The following is a 17,992-nucleotide window of genomic DNA, read 5'->3' on the forward strand; positions in this document are numbered from 1 at the left end:
CGCGCCGCCCCGTTTCTGCAAGTCAGTAGGTTTCGGTCCGCTCGCCCGCCGGCGGGGCCAGGGCAGCCAGGGCATCGCCCAGTGTGACCGCGCCTAGCAAATCGCCCGTCGGCGCTATGACGTTGGCCCGTTGTTCTGGCGCGGCGTGCAATTTGGGCAGCGCGTCGTCCAGCGTCATCCGACTGGACAGCTCAGGCGCGCCCATTGCGGCCTCGCCCGAAGCAACCGAGCGCAGCTGGATCACCTTGGCGCGGTTAATCTCGCGGATGAAGTCGGTGATGTATTCGTCGGCCGGCTGCATGATGATGCTCTGCGGATCACCAGATTGTATGATTGCCCCGTCACGCAGGATCGCGATGCGGTCCCCGATGCGCAGCGCTTCGTCAAGATCGTGGGTGATGAAAACAATCGTCTTGTGCAATTCATCCTGCAGATCCAGCAGGATTGACTGCATATCGGCCCGAATAAGCGGATCGAGCGCCGAAAACGCTTCGTCCATAAGCAGGATATCACTGTCGGTCGCCAAGGCGCGGGCCAGGCCCACACGCTGCTGCATGCCGCCGGACAGCTGGCCAGGATAGCGATTTTCGAACCCTGACAGGCCCACGCGGTCCAACCAATGGCGCGAGCGCTTGTTCGCTTCGGCCGCATTGACGCCTTGGATTTCCAAGCCGTATTCAACATTTTCCTTGACCGTGCGATGCGGCAGCAGCCCGAACTTCTGGAACACCATCGACATCTTGAAGCGACGCAGATCGCGCAACTGGTCGTGGCCCATTTCCAGAACGTTTTCGCCGTCGACCCAGATTTCCCCTTCGGTCGGGTCGATCAGGCGATTCAGGTGCCGGATCAACGTGGATTTGCCCGACCCTGACAAGCCCATGATCACCTGGATCTGTCGCGTCGGAATTTCCAGGTTGATGTCCCGCAGGCCCAGAACGTGGTTGTACTGCTCGAGCAGGTCACTTTTCGATGCCCCGGCGTGGACGTGTTTCATCATCGCTTCGGGGTGTGCGCCGAAGACCTTGTAGAGGTTGCGAATGTCGATCTTGACGTCGTCGCTCATTGCGCGTCCCCCGACCGGTGGGCCTGAAGGCGTTTGCCGTAGGTCTGGCTGACGCGGTCAAAGATGATCGCCAAAGCAACAATGGCCAACCCGTTCATCACGCCAAGCGCAAGGTACTGGTTGGAAATCGCGCGCAGAACCGGAACGCCCAGCCCCTGCACCCCGATCATCGACGCGATCACCACCATGGATAGCGCCATCATGATCGTCTGGTTCACGCCGGCGAAAATGTTGGGCAGCGCCAATGGTATCTGGACGCCGAACAACTTTTCGCGGCTTGATGCGCCAAAGGACGTGGCCGCTTCCATCACTTCGGCGTCGACCAGCCGGATCCCAAGGTTGGTCAAGCGCACCAGCGGCGGCAAGGCATAGATGCAGACCGCCAAAAGGCCGGGCACCTTGCCGATGCCCAGCATCATGACCACCGGGATCAGGTAAACGAAAGACGGAATGGTCTGCATCACGTCAAGGATCGGCGTGATGATCGACTGCGCCCGGTCATAGCGCGCCATCAGGATACCGATCGGAATGCCAATCGCGATACAGACAAAGGTTGCCACGGATATGATCGCCAGCGTCGACATCGTGTCTTCCCACATGCCGAAAAAGCCGATCACGAAAAACGCGATGGCCGTACCAACCGTGATCTTCCACGACCGCGAGCCTGCCCAGGCCAGCACGCTGAGCACAAGAATCACGATCGGCCACGGCGTGGCCAGCAGCACGTCTTCGAACCACACAAGAAACTTCAAAAGCGGGTTGAAGAACCCTTCGATCGCCTCGCCATAGGCGCGCGTGAATTCGCGAAAGTTGCCATCAATCGTGCGCCGCAATGCGGAAAGGTCCGCGCGCCCCAGCGATGGAAAATCTGTCAGGAAGTCGAGCATCCGTTACGTCCTTGGTCCCTGTTGGGTCTATTTTAAAATAATTGGGGGCCCGCGCAACGAACGCGAGCCCCAGTTTTCCGTTTCTCAAAGCACACGCGCACCTGCGTTACAGGGCGCCTTTGACTTTTTCGGCCACGTCCGGCGACACCCACTGAGTCCACACGTCTTCCTGGGTGGCCAGGAATTCATATGCGGCATCTTCGCCCGACGCCTGGTTCTCGGTCATGAAAACCAGCATGTTGTTCATGATTTCGCCCGGGAACACACGGTTTTCAAAGTATGCCGCAGCAGGGCCGGCCTTTTCGAGGAAGTCGTCAGTGACAACGGTGCTGACCTCGGATTTGGTCCAGCTCGTTTTTTGCGGATCGAGGCAATCCTGTTCGGCCTTCACGATACAGCCGTCCCAGTTTTCCGTCCCGCCCCATTCAGCTTCGTATGGCAGCATTTGCAACTTGTACTTGCCTATGATCGAGGTGGGCGACCAGTAATAACCGAACCACGGCTCATCCCGTTCGACAGCCTTGGCAATCGAACCATCCAGACCCGCGGCCGAACCCGGATCGACCAGAACCCAGCCTTTTTCTTCCATTTCGAAAGCGCGGAACATGTTGGCGTTGGCCAACTGGCAGCCCCACCCGGCCGGGCAGCCGACAAACGCGCCCAGGCTTTCATCTTCGGCGTAGGGGAATAATTCGGGATGTTCGAGCAGCTTTTCGACCGTGTCCAGTTCAGGGTGGTCGTTGCGGAACTTTTCAGTCACCCACCAGCCTTCGCCCAGATCGGTAATCGGTCCGGCATTCACGGTCACAAGCGACCCTTCTTCCTGTGCTTTCAACAGCGGTTCGCGCACGGCGTTGATCCACAGTTCAGGCGCCACATCGGGCTGACCCTTTTCATTCATCGACGCAAAGGTGGTCGTGGTCGCGCCGGGAACCAGCTCGACGTCACAGCCAAAACCTTCGCTCAGGATGATGGCATCGACGGCGGCCATCAGTTCAGCCGAAGCCCAGTTCATTGAAGCAATTGAGACGTCACCACATTCGTCGGCAGCCATCGCGGCGGTTGCAGATACAGATGTGGTCAGCGCGAAGAGCGCTGTTGCGAGCTTACGATTCATGCATTTTTCCTCGTTTGTGACTTGTCCGGCCGCAAATCCAAATTGCGGCGACCGGTCACCGCCCCTCCCGGGCGATTTCCCCGGGCCAACAGCTATCCCGGAGCATTATATACAGCAAACCACAAGCGCAGGATCACTTCAACCGTCCAAAAAGTCGATGCCAGCCCCCCGTTGCGGCAATCCAGACAAGAAACCGGTGCTTTTCGGTGTCTTCCGCGCGTCTGTGATGCGCGCTGGCGGGACCGTGCCCTTTGGCGATACGGCCCCAGCCCAGGTCGACCCCGAGACGATCAATATCATCCCCGCCGAAAACAGCCTTGGCGGCGTGACGCAGATCGCTGCCTTCTACAAGGTCGCGGGCACGGCTAGGCTGTTTGATCTGGAATCTGGGAAAACGTCCGGGCCCGCCAGCAATCAAAATGGAAACCTGCGGCCACTGGTTCGGATGTGTTGGGCGTTGATCCACGTTCCTGACACAAGGCTGCTGACGCCGACCGATCCGCCTGATTTGCGCCCGAGCGCGCCCAATCTGATTCCGTATGGCGCAAAAACTAGGCAAAAAGCCCGAAATTCATCCCATTTTGTCACCAACCGACCATCGCCACCCGTTTTTGCCGACGAAAAGATTGCCCGGCGCCAAAGGCTCGCCCCTACTGGCATGGCAGGCCGCTTAGGGTTCCGCTCGCCTCACGGCGGGGACTGGTCCGAGAAGCGGCACCCGCGCGGCAAAATCCGCACGGGCACACGGCGGGCCAAAATCCCGGGAGACACTACTGCGCTGGTTTCGTCCGCGCCCGATCTCTTTGTTCCGCCAGTGCGACGACGCCCAACAGTTGACACGGCGGGACGGACAACGGGGAAAGTCATATGAAGAAAGAGATTCTAACCGCTGCCGCGCTCTCTGCTGGCCTTCTGGCGTCGACCGCCGCGCCGAGCTACGCCGAAGAGAAAACCGAATTCAAATTGGCTTGGTCGATCTATGTCGGCTGGATGCCTTGGGGCTATCTGGAAGACAGCGGCATCATGGACAAGTGGGCCGACAAATACGGCATCACGGTCGATATCGTTCAGATCAACGACTATGTCGAATCCATCAATCAATACACCGCAGGCGCCTTTGACGGCGTGTCCGCTACCAACATGGACACGCTATCGATCCCTTCTGGCGGCGGGGTAGATACCACGGCGCTGATCATTGGCGACTATTCGAACGGCAACGATGCGGTCATTCTCAAAGGGGATGGAAGTATTGCGGATTTGGCGGGCAAACCGGTGAACCTGGTTGAACTTTCTGTGTCGCATTACCTGCTGGCGCGCGGTCTGGACAGCGTGGGCCTGTCCGAGGCTGATCTGGACAGTGTCATCAACACTTCGGACGCCGACATGATCGCGGCCTTTACAACCAAAGACGTGCAAGCGGTCGTCACGTGGAACCCGCTTGTGTCAGAGATCCTGGCGTCGAACCCGGATGCGAGCAACGTGTTCGACAGCTCGAAAATTCCGGGCGAAATTCTGGACCTGATGGTGGTGAATACCGAAACGCTGGCAGACAATCCGAAATTCGGCAAAGCCGTCGCGGGCGCCTGGTACGAGGTCATGTCTCTTATGGCAGCGGGCGACGAGGCCGCATTGACGGCGATGGCCGAGGCGTCGGGCACGGACCTTGAAGGGTACAAGGCGCAATTGATGGCGACCGAGATGTTCTATGAACCGGCCGATGCCGTGGCGCAGGCGATGTCTGCGCAGCTGCCGGTAACAATGACCGAGGTTGCCAAATTCCTGTTTGACAAGGGCATCCTGGGCGAAGGCGCGCCATCGCCAGACTTCGTGGGCGTTGCCTATCCCGATGGCACAGTCACGGGCGACAAGAACAACATCAAGTTCCGGTTCGATCCCACTTACATGCAACTGGCCGCGGATGGCGCGCTGTAATCTGCGGGCGGCCCGTCATTCGGCGGACCGCGTTTATTCATGCGATTGATCAATCACATACCCAAGCGCCCCGCCGCAGTGTTCCTGACGGCCCTGCCCTTTGTTCTGGTCTTCATCGCCTATGCGATCGGATCGGAAATCCGGCTGGCGGCCAACCCGTCGGACAAACTCTTGCCCGCGCCTTCGACCATATGGGATACGGCGCACCGGCTCTTTACCCAAGGCGATCGACGCACCGGCGAAATTCTCTTGTGGAAAGACACATGGGCGTCGCTGGCGCGGCTGGCGGGTGGAGTCGGCATCGCGGCGGTCGTGTCGCTGACCCTCGGCCTGCTGATCGGATTGTTGCCCTATGCGCGCAGCTTGTTGTCCGGTTTTGTCGCCGTCTTGTCGATGGTGCCGCCGCTTGCCCTTCTGCCTGTCCTGTTTATCGTCTTCGGTCTTGGCGAAGTGTCCAAGGTCGTGTTGATCATCATCGGCATCACACCAATCATGACACGCGATCTGGCACAGCGCGTGCTGGACATCCCGCACGAACAGATGGTCAAGGCGCAAACCCTTGGCGCGTCGTCTCTGGTGATCGCGTTGCGCGTGGCCCTGCCTCAGGTTCTGCCCCGTCTCATCGCGAATGTACGTCTGTCGCTGGGGTCTGCGTGGCTTTTCCTGATCGCCGCGGAAGCCGTCGCATCCAATGTCGGGCTGGGATACCGGATTTTCCTGGTGCGGCGATACCTGGCGATGGATGTCATCCTGACATACGTCATCTGGATCACGCTCTTGGCCTTTCTGCTGGACTGGATCCTCAAGACCATATCGCGCAAGGCATTTCCGTGGATGGAGGCCGGGCTATGAGTTTCGTTTCCGTCACGGATGTCTGGCAGGAATATGACGGACGCTCGATCCTTGAAAAGGTCAACGTTGCGGTCAAGGAAGGCGAATTCATTTCGATTGTCGGCGCGTCGGGATGCGGGAAATCGACTTTCCTGCGGATGCTTCTGGCCGACGAACGCCCGACCCGCGGCGAAATCCGGATCGACGGCGGACCGCCCGCGACCGAACCCAACCCCGAACGCGGCGTCGTGTTCCAGCGCTATTCTGTCTTTCCACATCTGACAGTGCGCGAAAACCTGATGGCGGGCGAAGCCTTCAAGTCAGGCTTTGGCCGGTTGCGCGGATCCAGCCGAAAGGCGGCATCCGAACGGGCCGATGCCATGCTGGCCCGCATTGGGCTGAACCACGTCGCGGATCAATACCCGGCGTCGCTTTCTGGGGGGATGCAGCAGCGCTTGGCGATCGGTCAGGCGCTGACGGCCAAGCCGCGTGTGCTCTTGCTCGATGAACCTTTCGGCGCGCTTGATCCTGGTACGCGCATCGCCATGCACGGGTTCCTGACCGAACTTCAGGCTGAAACGAACATGACCGTGTTCATGGTGTCTCATGACATTGAAGAGGCGTTCAAGCTCGGCGACCGCGTGCTAGTGTTCGACAAACCGCGGTGGGATCCGCATGATCCCGGTCTTTACGGCGCGACGATCACCTATGACTTCGACGCGCGCGATCAGGGCGTACCGTTTCAGCATCTGCTCGATCAATACCCATCGCTGATGGGGGATTGAGCCCGTTCCGATCTGCGCCGCTGGGCCCCGCAGATCGGTTTCACAGAGGCCTGGAAGCCGCCCGTATGGGCAGATGATTAGGAGACACACATGTTTTCGGATCCAACACGAACCCGGTCGCACCATCCCCGCGACATCGCCGCAGCGCATGAAGCACGCGCCAAGCGCGCCCACCATCCCGACCTGAGCAAGTTGGCCGGTTGGAAGGCAATGCAGAAAGAAGCAGATCTTCCCGAAGGGCGGTGGGACGAAGAACGTCGCTGGGCCCTGCGCATGGGTTTGACCGGGGCTGACAGCATCGAAGACAAGTCCATTCCGACATTCGCGCGGGGCGAATTGCCCCACTTTGCCGGAATCAATACCTTTCTGAAGGCGCCCTATACCGAAGACGTTCAGGACGTCGCCTATTATGACGCAACCGTGTTGGGCATTCCCTTTGACGGTGGCACCACCTATCGGCCCGGCACACGGTTCGGCCCGCAAGGCGTGCGCAAGATCAGCGCCCTCTACACGCCCTACAACTACGAAATCGGCGTCGATCTGCGCGAACAGATGACCCTGTGCGACGCGGGCGATGTGTTTACCATCCCAGCCAACATCGAAAAGTCCTTTGATCAAATCAGCCGCGCGGTCAGCCACGTGGCCTCGTCCGGGTCGCTGCCCATCATGATCGGCGGGGACCATTCGATCGGGTTTCCCTGCGTGCGCGGCATTGCAGAATGCACGTCCAAGAAAATCGGAATTGTCCATTTTGATCGTCACGCCGACATTCAGGAAAAGGACCTGGATGAACGGATGCACACGACCCCTTGGTTCCATTCGACGAACCTGCCGAACGTGCCCGCGAAAAACCTTGTCCAGATCGGCATCGGCGGCTGGCAGGTCCCGCGCGAGGCGGTCAAGGTCGCGCGCGAGCGCCAGACCAATATCATCACCATGGGCGACATGGAAAAGATGGGGATCGACAAGACCATAGAAATGGCGCTGGAGATGGCCTGGCATGGGGTCGACATGGTGTACATGTCCTTCGACATCGACTGTATCGATTGCGGCTTCGTCCCTGGCACGGGCTGGCCGGAACCGGGGGGCTTTCTGCCGCGCGAGGCGCTGGCGCTGGCTTCAGGCGTCGCAGCCGAAGGGATCTGTGGCCTGGAACTTGTCGAAGTGTCCCCGCCATACGACACCTCTGACATCACGGCCCTTTTGGGAACGCGGGTCATTGTGGACGTGCTTGGCGCTCTGGTGTCGAACGGCAAGATGGGCGCGCATAAAAGGCACATCGATAAGCCTGTGTCGCTGCCTCATGGTGAATTCGAAGGCAAGCGGTGGTCGAACACCGCCCCGCACAAGGTGGGATGACCCATGGCACACGATCATCCACACCATCATGATCACGATCATTCGTCGCACGGTCCGGGCCACAACCACACGCACCCGGACCATCTGCATTCCCATATGCACCCCGAGGACCAAGCCGCTGACATCCAGGTGCTGGCCACGCAGTTCATCGATGGTTTCTTGCAGGCCAAGGACAAGTCCAGCTATCTGAAACTGGCCGGCGTGCCCTTTGAACGCCCGTCGCGCACGGGGGCCAAAGCGCTCAAACTCATCGATGTCGAGCTCAAGACCGAATGGCAGGTTGGCACCGCATCGCCATCCTTTGGGTCGCGCGAGCTAAGCTATCTGCCGTTTCCGGGCGAAATGGTCACGGAACGCACAAACATGTCGCTGGTCTATGTGTCGATGGACGAAAAATCGACACTCGACCTTCGCGATTTCCTCTATCAGCGCAAAAAGGATTTGGACAAATGACACAGCTGAAACTTGCTTTGATCTTGCTCGTCGCAGGCTCGCCCGCCGTAGCACATGCCGATCGTCACTTACATATTCACAGTTGGGACGTGGCGGCGGTGCTGATTGTCACGGTGGGACTTGCGCTGGTGGCCCAGATTGTCAAAAAGCGCTGACCACCAGCCGGCATTTTCTAAAACGAAACGGGGCCCGTGGTCCCGTTTCACATCGGCAAGTCGTGAAACGCCGGCTTGCCAGTATCGCCGTGACAATCTGCCCGGGATGTTGTGAGGATTGCGTCGAGGGACAGCATGTCAAAATAAAGGGCACTCAATGCGTCTTGAGGCACAAAGTTAAGGCGATTTTTGCGCGCGCAGCGATGTCGAGGTGCTGGCCCATCGCGAGTCCGGCGCAAAAAGAATTGCTTGCGCCGCTTTTCCGGGCACTGTCGTTCATTGAACTGCCTGTAGCGCAAGACACGGCACGCCGCTCTTGATCATCGATTGTAAATAGCCATCCGAGATGTACGCGCTGGCAAGTGTGCTCAGGCTCAAACCACTGTCACTTGTGGCACGCGGCATCCCCGATCCTGATGTCGCTCGGCAGCTGCGCCCGCGCGCGCCCCGTACCATGGCATCAGCCACAAGATCCCCCGCACGGACCGAACGAAAATAGTGCGTGCCGGTTTTCTTTCATGCGACCGAACTCTACTGTCAAAGCGTGACCGTTCTTCATCTGTTTTTTAAGACTATTGATCATGACCGATGCGCTAGACACATCAAAAAGACTTCAAAGCGAGTTGATTGCAGACCAGCTGGCGTCCGAAATCATCTCGGGTGTTTTGACTGCCGGTTCCAAGCTTGAAGAACAACGCTTGACCGAACGTTTCGGTGTGTCGCGCACCCCGATCCGCGAGGCTTTGCATACGCTTGCATCACGGTCATTGGTCAACCGCATTCCATACAAGGGTGTCGTCGTCGCAAGCCTGAGCCGCGCGCGCGTTGAAGAGATGTTCGAAGCAATGGGCGAAATCGAAGGCCTGTGCGGGCGCTTTGCCGCTGAACGGATGACAATCGGCGAACGCGCGCAACTGGAACTGTTGCACAACGAAATGGACGAACTGGCGGCCGCCAAAGAGATAGAAGCCTACGAGGCGACCAACACAACATTCCACCAGAGCATCTATTTGGCGACGCATAATCAGGACATGATCGAAATTGCGCAAACGCTTCGGATGAAGCTGGCACCGTTTCGTAAGTCACAACTTCGGGCGGAAAAACGGATGCTGCAATCCTCGCAAGAGCATGACCGCATCGTCAGCGCCCTATTGGATCGCGACGCAAGGACTGCGGAAAAAGCCTTGCGCCGCCACATGGTCAGCGCGGCCAAAGAAGTACTATCACAGATGGACTAGCCCAACACGCTCAGCAGCATCCGGCATCCGGTGATCCCGAGGAAGATGGCAAAACACCTTTTGACCCAGATGGTGGAAATTCTGTTCGACAACGATGCCCCGACCGGCGCGAAGCCAACCGTAAATGGCAAGATGATCAACGTGCCGATCAAATTGACATAACCCAAGGATCCGAAAGGGCGGTTCGGCACATTCCAGCCCGCCCAGATGAAGCCCAACGTTGCCGGAACGGCGATCAGGATTCCCATGGCCGACGCGGTGCCCACCGCCTTGCGGATCGGGACGCTAAAACTGGACAGGATCGGGACGGCCAAAGTGCCGCCGCCAATCCCCATCAGCGCGGAAAACAAACCGCACAAGACCGAGATCACGCCGTTGGTCGCGGGTGACTCTGGCAATGCGCTTCGAAACACCAAGATGTTCTTGCGCATCATGTTGATGGCCACCAAAACCGCGATCACCCCAAAAATCGTCTTGAGCGCATCCGCGTCCACGAATTTCGCGGCAAGCCCGCCCCCGAGTGCGCCGATCACGACACCCGGCGCCCAGAGTTTCAGAATTTTCACATCCACATTGCCGTGGCTGTGATGCGAGCGCGCAGATGACAGTGACGTAAAGATGATCGTGCTCAGCGATGTGGCCACCGCCAAATGCATGGAAATGTCAGCCGGGAAATCGACAAATGCCAAAATCCAGAACAGGACAGGCACCAGAACGATCCCACCGCCCACACCCAATAGCCCGGCCAGGACGCCCGCAAGCACCGACGAACCGATCAGCCCGATCAGGATCACAAGACCCTGCTGAAATGTCATGGTATCCATTGTTCAAATACTCAATGCGGCGCCATCGGCGCGTGGGTCTGTGGCGGTTTCGACCAGCCCAGTGGGATGAACGACAAGCGCGCCCGCATGCCCGGTCAGATCGCTGAATTCAGGCAGCATTTCAACATCGTGCCCCGCCGATTTCAGCGCTGCGATCAATGCGGGATCAAACCGGCTTTCCAGCTTGAGCGTTGTGGTATTATCCCCCCAGGTTTTCCCCAGCAACCAGCGCGGTGCGGTGACGGCCGCTTGTAGATCGGAATTGAACTGGACGTAGCGCGAGAAAATGGCCGATTGCGTCTGCGGCTGCCCTTCTCCGCCCATGGTGCCGTACGCCATGACACGACCATCTTTCAGATTAGCCAGCGCAGGATTGAGAGTGTGGAACGGTTTGCGGTTCGGGCCAAGTTGGTTGGGACCGGGTGCCAACGAAAACCCTGCCCCGCGATTTTGGAAAAACACGCCTGTCTCGGGGCATGTCAGCCCAGATCCAAATTCCCAGAAAACACTCTGGATAAAGCTCACGACGGTGCCGTCGCGATCAGATGCACCCATCCAGATTGTGTCACCTTGGGCCGGCTCATAGGGCCATTTCATCGCGGTATCGCGGTCAATCCGTTCTGCCATCGCATCCAGGTGTTCATCTGTCAGCCAGTCCTGCGCGGGGATGGCCATATGATCGGGGTCCCCCAGTTCGACGTTGCGCTGGATAAAGGCCTGCTTTGTCGCCTCGATCAGCCCGTGCAGGTGGGCAAAGCTTTCGCCCCGCGTGACGCCTAACCGGTCGAATAGCGCCAGTATCATCAGCGATGACACGCCCTGGGTCGGGGCGACCATGTTGAAAAGCTGACCGTGAGACGTTTTTACGGTCAGCGGTGTCACGACGTCTGCGCGGTAGGCTGTGAAATCGCCATAGCGAAGCGGGCTGCCATGTTTTTCCAGGGCATCTGCATGGGTTTGCGCAATCTCGCCGTCGTAAAAACTGCGCAAACCGTGGCGGGCCAGGTGTTCCAACGTGCGCGCCAAGCTGGGTTGCACAAGCCTGTCACCTGCCTTTGGCGGGGCACCATCAATCAGGTAGGTCTGCGCAAAACCTGGAACATCCCGAAGATCCGCAAGCTTGTCAGCGGTGCACTTTGCCTGATTGCCGGTAACGGCGGTCCCGGTCTTTGCGTGCCCAATGGCATCCGCAAGCAGATCAGTCAGCGGAAGACGTTTGGCTTGGGGCACCAGAGACAGTGCCGTTTCCCAGCCGCTGATAGTGCCAGGCACGGTCAACGCTGCCAGCCCACCGCGCGCAGGAATCGCTGTCGTGTGGCCCCGGTCGGCATAAAATTGCGGTGTGGCCAGCGCGGCAGCGGTCCCGCAGGCAGAAATGCCGATGGGATCTTGTCCAGGCTTGTGGATAATCCAAAACCCGTCCCCGCCGATCCCGTTCATATGCGGATAGACGACGGCAATCGTTGCAGCGGCGGCCACCATTGCCTCGATGGCCGTTCCGCCTTGGGCAAGGATATCACGCCCAGCCAAAGCAGCAGCATGGTGGGGCGCAGTGATCCCGCCGTTCAGTCCAAGTGAAGATCTCAGCATATTACCATCCTATTGCTTGAGGCAGCCAAAGCGCGAGCGACGGATAAGAAAAGACAAGCGCGACACCCAAGAGCTGGATCGCAATGAACGGAAGGACACCACGATAGATTGCCCCCGTTGTCACCTCTGGTGGGGCAACCCCCTTGAGGAAGAATAGCGCCCACCCAAACGGCGGCGTGAGGAACGAGGTTTGTAGGTTAACGGCCACCAAAATAGCAATCCACGCCATATCGACGCCAGCCTGCTGAAAGATCGGCAAGAACAGCGGCAGTGCGATATAGGAAATTTCAATCCATTCCAGAAAGAAGCCCAGGACAAACAGGACGATCATCAAGAACAGGATCTGGCCGTTCAGCCCACCCGGTACGAGCGAAAAAGCATCCTGAACCAAGCGTTCACCCCCCAGGCCGCGGAAAGCCAGCCCAAAAGGTTGAGCAAAAATCAGGATCAGGAATACCATGGCGCTGGTGACAAAGGCGCCGCGCACAGCGGATTTCAGGATCTGAAAATCCAATCGCCCGGCGAAAAACGCCAAAACGATACTGCCTAGCGCGCCCATCGATGCGGCTTCGGTCGGGGCCGCGATACCGCCAATAATCGATCCCAACACCACCACAATGAGCGCGATCGGCGGCAATACGACCCCAAGCAGTTTCATCACCAGTTCACGGCGCGATGTCAGGGCACGTTCTTCGCGGGGGATGGCCGGGACCAGTTCGGGTCTGAAGAGTCCCAATAGCAGAATGTAGGCTACGAAAAGGCCCGACAGGATCAGGCCCGGGAACAATGCAGCCGCAAACAGCGTGCCGACAGATTCGCCCATGATATCGGCCAATAGGATCAAAACGAGACTTGGCGGGATGATTTGCCCCAGGGTACCGGACGCGCAGATCACACCCGAAGCGACGGCCGTATCGTACCCGCGGTTGATCAGTGGTCCGAGTGCGATCAGCCCCATCGTTACCACCGTGGCGCCAACCACGCCCGATGCTGCGCCCATCAAGACACCGACAATGATGATGGCCAGCGCCATGCCGCCACGCAGCCCCCCCATGGCCAGGCCGATCACTTCGATCAGGCTTTCCGCGATCTTGGATTTCTCCAACATGATCCCCATGAAAATGAACAGCGGCAACGCCAGCAATGTGTAGTTCGTAACCACCCCGAATATGCGGGCGGGCAACAGGCTGAACAACGTCGATCCAAAACCCATATATCCGAAAACGAGACCTGTCGCGCCAAGGCAAATCGCAACGGGAAAGCCGACAAGCAGCATCACAAAGAAGCTGCCGATCATGCAGAGCGACAGTATTTCAGTGAATGGCATTATCCGCCCGATCTTGTTTGCCCCTCTGAAGAGGTGTGAGAAGTCCCAAAATCGCGCGACCCATCATCGCCACGCCCTGAATGGCCAGCAGCGTGAAGCCCAGCGGGATGAGCGCTTTGAGAAGAAAGCGATGGTCCAGTCCACCCGGATCTGGTGACCCCTCGCCGATCACGTAGCTGCTTTGCACATAGGCGACGCTGAGCCATGCGATGATGCCCGCAATCACAATCAGCAACGCGGTCGAGCAGAGCTCGACCCACGCCTGAATACGGGGCGGGAACCGGGCATAAAATATGTCCACGCGGACTTCTCCGCCTTGGTTCAAACCATAGGACATCCCCATCAAGGCGCCTGCGGCCATCAGGTGCCATTCGGTTTCCTGCAGCGCGACACTGCCCATTCCAAACAGGTAACGGCCGATGACATTCAAGCTAACGACAGCCACCAGCACCAGGCCAAGCCATGCGCTGAGATGTCCGGCGGTCCGCACAAGGGCCGAAGCCTCGTGCGTCACGACCTGAATTGATTTCAACATTGCGTTTAGCTTGGCATCTTGAACAGGGGCGCTTCCGACACATCGGCCCATGCACCGTGTTCAGCTTTAAACGCCATGTAGGCATCATGAACCTTGCGGGTCGCCGGATCGGCGGCAGCGCCTTCTTCAAGAACCCGTTCGGTCACGGTTTTTAATTCGGCAACGACCTCTTCTGGCAATACGTTGGCGATGACGCCTTCGTTATCCACCAGATCCTTGAGCGCTGAGGCATTGTTCGCCTCAGACCAGGTGTGGCTTTCCAAATTGCTAGCCATGGCGGCGGTGGACACTATGGCCTGCAGATCCGCGGGCAGGCTGTCCCATGCGGCTTTGCCGATCAAAAGCTCGGTCGTGTTAGAGGGCTCGTGCCAGCCGGTTGTGTAATAGTATTTTGCGGCATTTTGCAGACCAAGACGTCGATCCTGATACGGGCCTACAAATTCCGCCGCATCAATGACGCCCCGTTCAAGCGCTGGAAAAATTTCACCCCCAGGGAGCAGTTGGACATCAACGCCAAGATCAGCATAGACCTTGCCCGCCAACCCGGGGATCCGCATTTTCAATCCGTCAAAATCTGCGACCGTTTCAATCGGATCGCGGAACCACCCGGTCATTTGCACCCCGGTATTGCCCATTGGCAACGCCTTCAGGCCAAGCGGTTCGTACAACTCATCCCACAGCTCTTGACCACCGCCGTGATACAGCCAGGCATTGGTGCCCTGAAAGTTCATGCCAAACGGAACAGTGGTGAAATACTGCGCCGCAGGAAGACGGCCTGCCCAGAAATAGGCGTTGGCGGCATTCATTTCCACCGCCCCGGACCGCACTGCATCAAACCCTTCCAAAGCGGGGATCAACTCGCCCGCCGCAAAGTGCTGAATGGTCAACCGACCCCCGGACATTTCAGCCACCTTTTCGCAAAAATCCATAGGGCTGCCCGGGCCTTCCACATAGAATGGCGATCCTGGCCCGTAGGCGTTGGTCATCTTCCAGGAAAAGGTTGTTTGAGCACGTGCAACTGAGGGTGCAGCGAGGGGCGCGGCAGCCAATCCGGCCCCTGCAGCGATAAAACGGCGACGATCCATGAGTAGTCTCCTAGCAAGCGGGTTTGATACTCAAAAACGCTATTTGCGCCATTGCTAATGGGGCAAGCTTTGGACTGAATGCAGGAAGGGTTACGCCCTAAATTGTATACAACTAGGTAATATTTTTGCCTGTTGCATACAAAAATGGCGATTGAAAAATTCTCTGCGCAGGGATTTCAACCTTAGCGGGCGTGAGTGTTCAGCAGAAAGCAACGATAACGCTGCTGGCATGTTTTTCACGGCGTCGAACACCGTCGAAGCCTTCATTCGCGGCAATCCCCGCAAAAATTTGCGGTAATCAAAAGTAGAATTTTCTCGGCAAATTAGCTGAGGGGATTATTGAATGAAGAACGGACGATCTAGTGACGGCTAGATTGTAGCGATCCTTATATAAGCAGCGGGCGGCGCGCCGGTCTCGGGGCTTTGTCGCGACACACACATCCTTTCCGATCCTTTCAGCCACACTTGGAATAGCCGCAATTTGCGCAGGTCATGCAGCCTTCGATCATACGCATCTCGTAGCTGCCGCAGGATGTGCAGGCTTTGCCACGCGCTTGTGCAAGGTCTGCCTGCGGATCGGATTTGAGCCCCATGCCTTCGCCTTCGATGAATCCGATGCTGATCATGTGCCGCTCAATCACGCCACCGATTGCGGCCAGGATTGACGGAATGTACTTGCCCTGCATCCAAGCCCCGCCACGGGGGTCAAACACAGCCTTCATCTCTTCAACCACGAATGACACATCGCCCCCGCGCCGGAACACCGCCGAGATCATGCGGGTCAGGGCCACGGTCCAGGCAAAATGCTCCATGTTTTTTGAATTGATGAACACTTCGAACGGGCGGCGGTGCCCACCGACCACGATGTCGTTGATTGTGATGTAGATGGCATGTTCGCTGTCGGGCCATTTAAGCTTGTAGGTCTGGCCTTCCAGTTCATGCGGCCGGTCCAGCGGCTCGGTCATATAGACCACGTCGCCGTGGGGTGTCGGATCTTCCACGTTCACCACGTCGATCTTTTCGGCCTGCGCTGAGTCTTTCTCGTCGGTCAAGCTCAACACGCTGCCGGTGACATCATTGGGCCGGTAGGTCGTGCAGCCTTTGCAGCCCTGATCCCACGCGGCCATGTAGACGTCCTTGAAGTCTTCAAAGCTGATGTCTTCAGGGCAGTTGATCGTCTTGGAAATCGACGAATCCACCCACTTCTGTGCTGCCGCTTGCATGCGGACATGCTCAAGCGGGCTCAAGGTCTGGGCGTTGACGAAGTAGTCAGGCAGGTCTTTATCACCGAACTTTTCGCGAAACAGGTTAACCGCATAGTCCGCGACGGTTTCTTCGGTGCGCGAGCCGTCCTTCTGAAGGACTTTTCGGGTATAGCTGTAGGCAAAGACGGGCTCGATCCCGCTGGACACGTTCCCCGCATAAAGGCTGATCGTGCCGGTTGGCGCAATCGAGGTCAGAAGCGCATTTCGAATGCCATTTTGACGAATGAGCCCTCTTACCTCATCATCCATATGCGCAAGCGATTCACTGGCCAAATACTTGTCAGCGTCAAAAAGCGGGAACGCGCCTTTTTCGGCCGCCAGATGCGCCGAAGCGCGGTAAGCGGCGCGGGCGATCGCGTGCAACCAATCTTCGGTCTGACGCGCCGCCTCTTCCGAGCCATAGCGCAGCCCCACCATCAGCAGCGCATCGGCCAACCCCGTCACGCCCAGCCCGATCCGGCGTTTCTTGGCCGCCTCATCGGCCTGCGCCTCAAGCGGAAAGCGCGAGGCATCGACTGTGTTGTCCATCATCCGCACAGCGGTTGCGACCAGATCTTCCAGTGCCGCTTCGTCCAGCGCGGCGGCATCTTCGAACGGATCCGTCACCAACCGCGCAAGATTGATCGATCCCAGCAGGCACGCGCCATAGGGCGGCAGAGGCTGTTCGCCGCAAGGGTTCGTGGCCGCGATGGTTTCGGCGTAGTTCAGATTGTTCATCTGGTTGATACGGTCGATAAAAATCACGCCCGGCTCGGCGTAGTCGTATGTCGCCCGCATGATCCGATTCCAAAGTTCGCGTGCCTGGATCGTGTGATACACCTTACCGTCAAAGACCAGATCCCATGGGCCATCGGTTTTGACCGCTTCCATGAATGGATCGGTCACCAAAACCGACAGGTTGAACATGCGCAACCGCGCTGCATCCTGCTTGGCGCTGATGAAATCCAGTACGTCCGGATGATCGCAGCGCATGGTCGCCATCATCGCGCCGCGGCGGGACCCGGCCGACATGATCGTGCGACACATCGAATCCCACACATCCATAAAGGACAGCGGGCCCGAGGCATCCGCCGCCACGCCCTTCACATCCGCGCCCTTGGGCCGGATGGTACTGAAGTCATAGCCGATCCCACCGCCCTGCTGCATGGTTAGCGCGGCCTCTTTCAGCATGTCGAAAATGCCGCCCATGCTGTCGGGAATCGTGCCCATGACAAAGCAATTGAACAGGGTCACGCTGCGCTCGGTGCCGGCGCCGGCGGTGATCCGCCCGGCGGGCAGGAATTTGAAATCGGACAACGCCCCGTAGAATTCTGCTTCCCACTTGTCTGGATCTTTTTCGACCGAGGCAAGCGCGCGGGCGATCCGGCGCCACGTATCTTCGACCGTCAGGTCGATCGGCGTGCCATCGGAGTGCTTGAAACGGTATTTCATGTCCCAGATTTGCTCGGCAATGGGTGCGGCAAAGGCAGTCATGGTGTCGATTCCCAGTCGTGGTGAAGGCCCGTAAGGTAGCCGAAATCACCGCTGGCGCACAAGACATTGA

16 protein-coding genes and 1 riboswitch are annotated in these 17,992 nt (G+C 58.3%); of the genes, 7 read left to right on the top strand and 9 right to left on the bottom strand.

Translation table 11 applies throughout. The annotated features are described in order from the left end of the window. Positions 1–22 precede the first annotated feature (22 nt). The 3 genes from ACP2AV_RS12860 to ACP2AV_RS12870 all read right to left on the bottom strand — a co-directional run bounded on the left by ACP2AV_RS12860 (position 23) and on the right by ACP2AV_RS12870 (position 3,070). Positions 23–1,066 (bottom strand): quaternary amine ABC transporter ATP-binding protein, encoded by a 1,044-nt coding sequence (locus ACP2AV_RS12860; protein ID WP_426373157.1) that lies wholly within the window; start codon positions 1,064–1,066, stop codon positions 23–25. After that, on the bottom strand, positions 1,063–1,953 hold the full coding sequence (locus tag ACP2AV_RS12865; RefSeq protein WP_426373158.1) for an ABC transporter permease: 891 nt from the start codon (positions 1,951–1,953) through the stop codon (positions 1,063–1,065). Before ACP2AV_RS12865 ends, ACP2AV_RS12860 begins: the two co-directional genes overlap by 4 nt. Before the next feature lie 106 nt (positions 1,954–2,059). After that, positions 2,060–3,070: a glycine betaine ABC transporter substrate-binding protein gene (locus ACP2AV_RS12870; RefSeq protein ID WP_426373159.1), complete on the bottom strand. Its 1,011-nt coding sequence runs from the start codon at positions 3,068–3,070 to the stop codon at positions 2,060–2,062. Positions 3,071–3,729: 659 nt separating this feature from the next. Beyond that, positions 3,730–3,839, top strand: a riboswitch (guanidine-I (ykkC/yxkD leader). 98 nt (positions 3,840–3,937) lie between these two features. Between ACP2AV_RS12870 and ACP2AV_RS12875 the strand changes: the two genes are divergently transcribed. From ACP2AV_RS12875 to ACP2AV_RS12905, 7 genes are all read left to right on the top strand, one after another. Beyond that, the gene (locus tag ACP2AV_RS12875; protein ID WP_426373160.1) at positions 3,938–5,002 is read left to right on the top strand and encodes a putative urea ABC transporter substrate-binding protein; all 1,065 of its coding nucleotides are present in this window, start codon (positions 3,938–3,940) and stop codon (positions 5,000–5,002) included. Positions 5,003–5,041: 39 nt separating this feature from the next. Next, a complete protein-coding gene (locus tag ACP2AV_RS12880; RefSeq protein WP_426373161.1) occupies positions 5,042–5,854 on the top strand; it encodes an ABC transporter permease in 813 nt (270 codons plus the stop codon). After that, positions 5,851–6,618 (top strand): ABC transporter ATP-binding protein, encoded by a 768-nt coding sequence (locus ACP2AV_RS12885; protein WP_426373162.1) that lies wholly within the window; start codon positions 5,851–5,853, stop codon positions 6,616–6,618. Before ACP2AV_RS12880 ends, ACP2AV_RS12885 begins: the two co-directional genes overlap by 4 nt. A 90-nt stretch (positions 6,619–6,708) precedes the next feature. Then, positions 6,709–7,977 carry an agmatinase family protein gene (locus ACP2AV_RS12890; RefSeq protein WP_426373163.1) on the top strand — a complete coding sequence of 423 codons (1,269 nt, stop codon included), beginning with the start codon at positions 6,709–6,711 and terminating at the stop codon, positions 7,975–7,977. Between the two features lie 3 nt (positions 7,978–7,980). Beyond that, entirely contained in the window at positions 7,981–8,430 is a 450-nt protein-coding gene (locus tag ACP2AV_RS12895; RefSeq protein ID WP_426373164.1) for a hypothetical protein, read from the top strand. After that, positions 8,427–8,585: a hypothetical protein gene (locus ACP2AV_RS12900; RefSeq protein ID WP_426373165.1), complete on the top strand. Its 159-nt coding sequence runs from the start codon at positions 8,427–8,429 to the stop codon at positions 8,583–8,585. The genes ACP2AV_RS12895 and ACP2AV_RS12900 overlap by 4 nt, the downstream gene beginning before the upstream one ends. 581 nt (positions 8,586–9,166) lie before the next feature. Then, positions 9,167–9,823: a GntR family transcriptional regulator gene (locus tag ACP2AV_RS12905; protein ID WP_426373166.1), complete on the top strand. Its 657-nt coding sequence runs from the start codon at positions 9,167–9,169 to the stop codon at positions 9,821–9,823. On the opposite strand, the gene ACP2AV_RS12910 is transcribed toward ACP2AV_RS12905, so the two are convergent. The 6 genes from ACP2AV_RS12910 to ACP2AV_RS12935 form a co-directional block, all read right to left on the bottom strand. Beyond that, positions 9,820–10,638 (bottom strand): sulfite exporter TauE/SafE family protein, encoded by an 819-nt coding sequence (locus ACP2AV_RS12910; protein WP_426373167.1) that lies wholly within the window; start codon positions 10,636–10,638, stop codon positions 9,820–9,822. The two genes, ACP2AV_RS12905 and ACP2AV_RS12910, sit on opposite strands and share 4 nt — an antisense overlap. Before the next feature lie 12 nt (positions 10,639–10,650). After that, complete coding sequence (locus tag ACP2AV_RS12915; protein ID WP_426373168.1) at positions 10,651–12,237, bottom strand: gamma-glutamyltransferase family protein; 1,587 nt, start codon at positions 12,235–12,237, stop codon at positions 10,651–10,653. 1 nt (position 12,238) lies between these two features. Next, positions 12,239–13,564 (bottom strand): TRAP transporter large permease, encoded by a 1,326-nt coding sequence (locus tag ACP2AV_RS12920; RefSeq protein WP_426373169.1) that lies wholly within the window; start codon positions 13,562–13,564, stop codon positions 12,239–12,241. Beyond that, positions 13,551–14,099 (bottom strand): TRAP transporter small permease subunit, encoded by a 549-nt coding sequence (locus ACP2AV_RS12925; protein WP_426373170.1) that lies wholly within the window; start codon positions 14,097–14,099, stop codon positions 13,551–13,553. The genes ACP2AV_RS12920 and ACP2AV_RS12925 overlap by 14 nt, the downstream gene beginning before the upstream one ends. Positions 14,100–14,104: 5 nt before the next feature. Next, entirely contained in the window at positions 14,105–15,085 is a 981-nt protein-coding gene (locus tag ACP2AV_RS12930) for a TRAP transporter substrate-binding protein (RefSeq protein ID WP_426373172.1), read from the bottom strand. 554 nt (positions 15,086–15,639) lie between these two features. Further along, positions 15,640–17,922 carry an adenosylcobalamin-dependent ribonucleoside-diphosphate reductase gene (locus ACP2AV_RS12935; RefSeq protein WP_426373173.1) on the bottom strand — a complete coding sequence of 761 codons (2,283 nt, stop codon included), beginning with the start codon at positions 17,920–17,922 and terminating at the stop codon, positions 15,640–15,642. Between the last annotated feature and the right edge of the window lie 70 nt (positions 17,923–17,992).

The sequence above is a fragment of the Aliiroseovarius sp. PTFE2010 genome (assembly GCF_049943335.1).
Taxonomy (GTDB): domain Bacteria; phylum Pseudomonadota; class Alphaproteobacteria; order Rhodobacterales; family Rhodobacteraceae; genus JBNFVY01.

Coding starts and splice junctions, on each gene's coding strand:
- ACP2AV_RS12925 (WP_426373170.1), bottom strand. CDS start 14,099: ATGTTGAAATCAATTCAGGTCGTGACGCACGAGGCTTCGGCCCTTGTG.
- ACP2AV_RS12935 (WP_426373173.1), bottom strand. CDS start 17,922: ATGACTGCCTTTGCCGCACCCATTGCCGAGCAAATCTGGGACATGAAA.
- ACP2AV_RS12930 (WP_426373172.1), bottom strand. CDS start 15,085: ATGACCAACGCCTACGGGCCAGGATCGCCATTCTATGTGGAAGGCCCG.
- ACP2AV_RS12890 (WP_426373163.1), top strand. CDS start 6,709: ATGTTTTCGGATCCAACACGAACCCGGTCGCACCATCCCCGCGACATC.
- ACP2AV_RS12865 (WP_426373158.1), bottom strand. CDS start 1,953: ATGCTCGACTTCCTGACAGATTTTCCATCGCTGGGGCGCGCGGACCTT.
- ACP2AV_RS12895 (WP_426373164.1), top strand. CDS start 7,981: ATGGCACACGATCATCCACACCATCATGATCACGATCATTCGTCGCAC.
- ACP2AV_RS12885 (WP_426373162.1), top strand. CDS start 5,851: ATGAGTTTCGTTTCCGTCACGGATGTCTGGCAGGAATATGACGGACGC.
- ACP2AV_RS12870 (WP_426373159.1), bottom strand. CDS start 3,070: ATGAATCGTAAGCTCGCAACAGCGCTCTTCGCGCTGACCACATCTGTA.
- ACP2AV_RS12920 (WP_426373169.1), bottom strand. CDS start 13,564: ATGCCATTCACTGAAATACTGTCGCTCTGCATGATCGGCAGCTTCTTT.
- ACP2AV_RS12900 (WP_426373165.1), top strand. CDS start 8,427: ATGACACAGCTGAAACTTGCTTTGATCTTGCTCGTCGCAGGCTCGCCC.
- ACP2AV_RS12860 (WP_426373157.1), bottom strand. CDS start 1,066: ATGAGCGACGACGTCAAGATCGACATTCGCAACCTCTACAAGGTCTTC.
- ACP2AV_RS12915 (WP_426373168.1), bottom strand. CDS start 12,237: ATGCTGAGATCTTCACTTGGACTGAACGGCGGGATCACTGCGCCCCAC.
- ACP2AV_RS12875 (WP_426373160.1), top strand. CDS start 3,938: ATGAAGAAAGAGATTCTAACCGCTGCCGCGCTCTCTGCTGGCCTTCTG.
- ACP2AV_RS12880 (WP_426373161.1), top strand. CDS start 5,042: ATGCGATTGATCAATCACATACCCAAGCGCCCCGCCGCAGTGTTCCTG.
- ACP2AV_RS12910 (WP_426373167.1), bottom strand. CDS start 10,638: ATGACATTTCAGCAGGGTCTTGTGATCCTGATCGGGCTGATCGGTTCG.
- ACP2AV_RS12905 (WP_426373166.1), top strand. CDS start 9,167: ATGACCGATGCGCTAGACACATCAAAAAGACTTCAAAGCGAGTTGATT.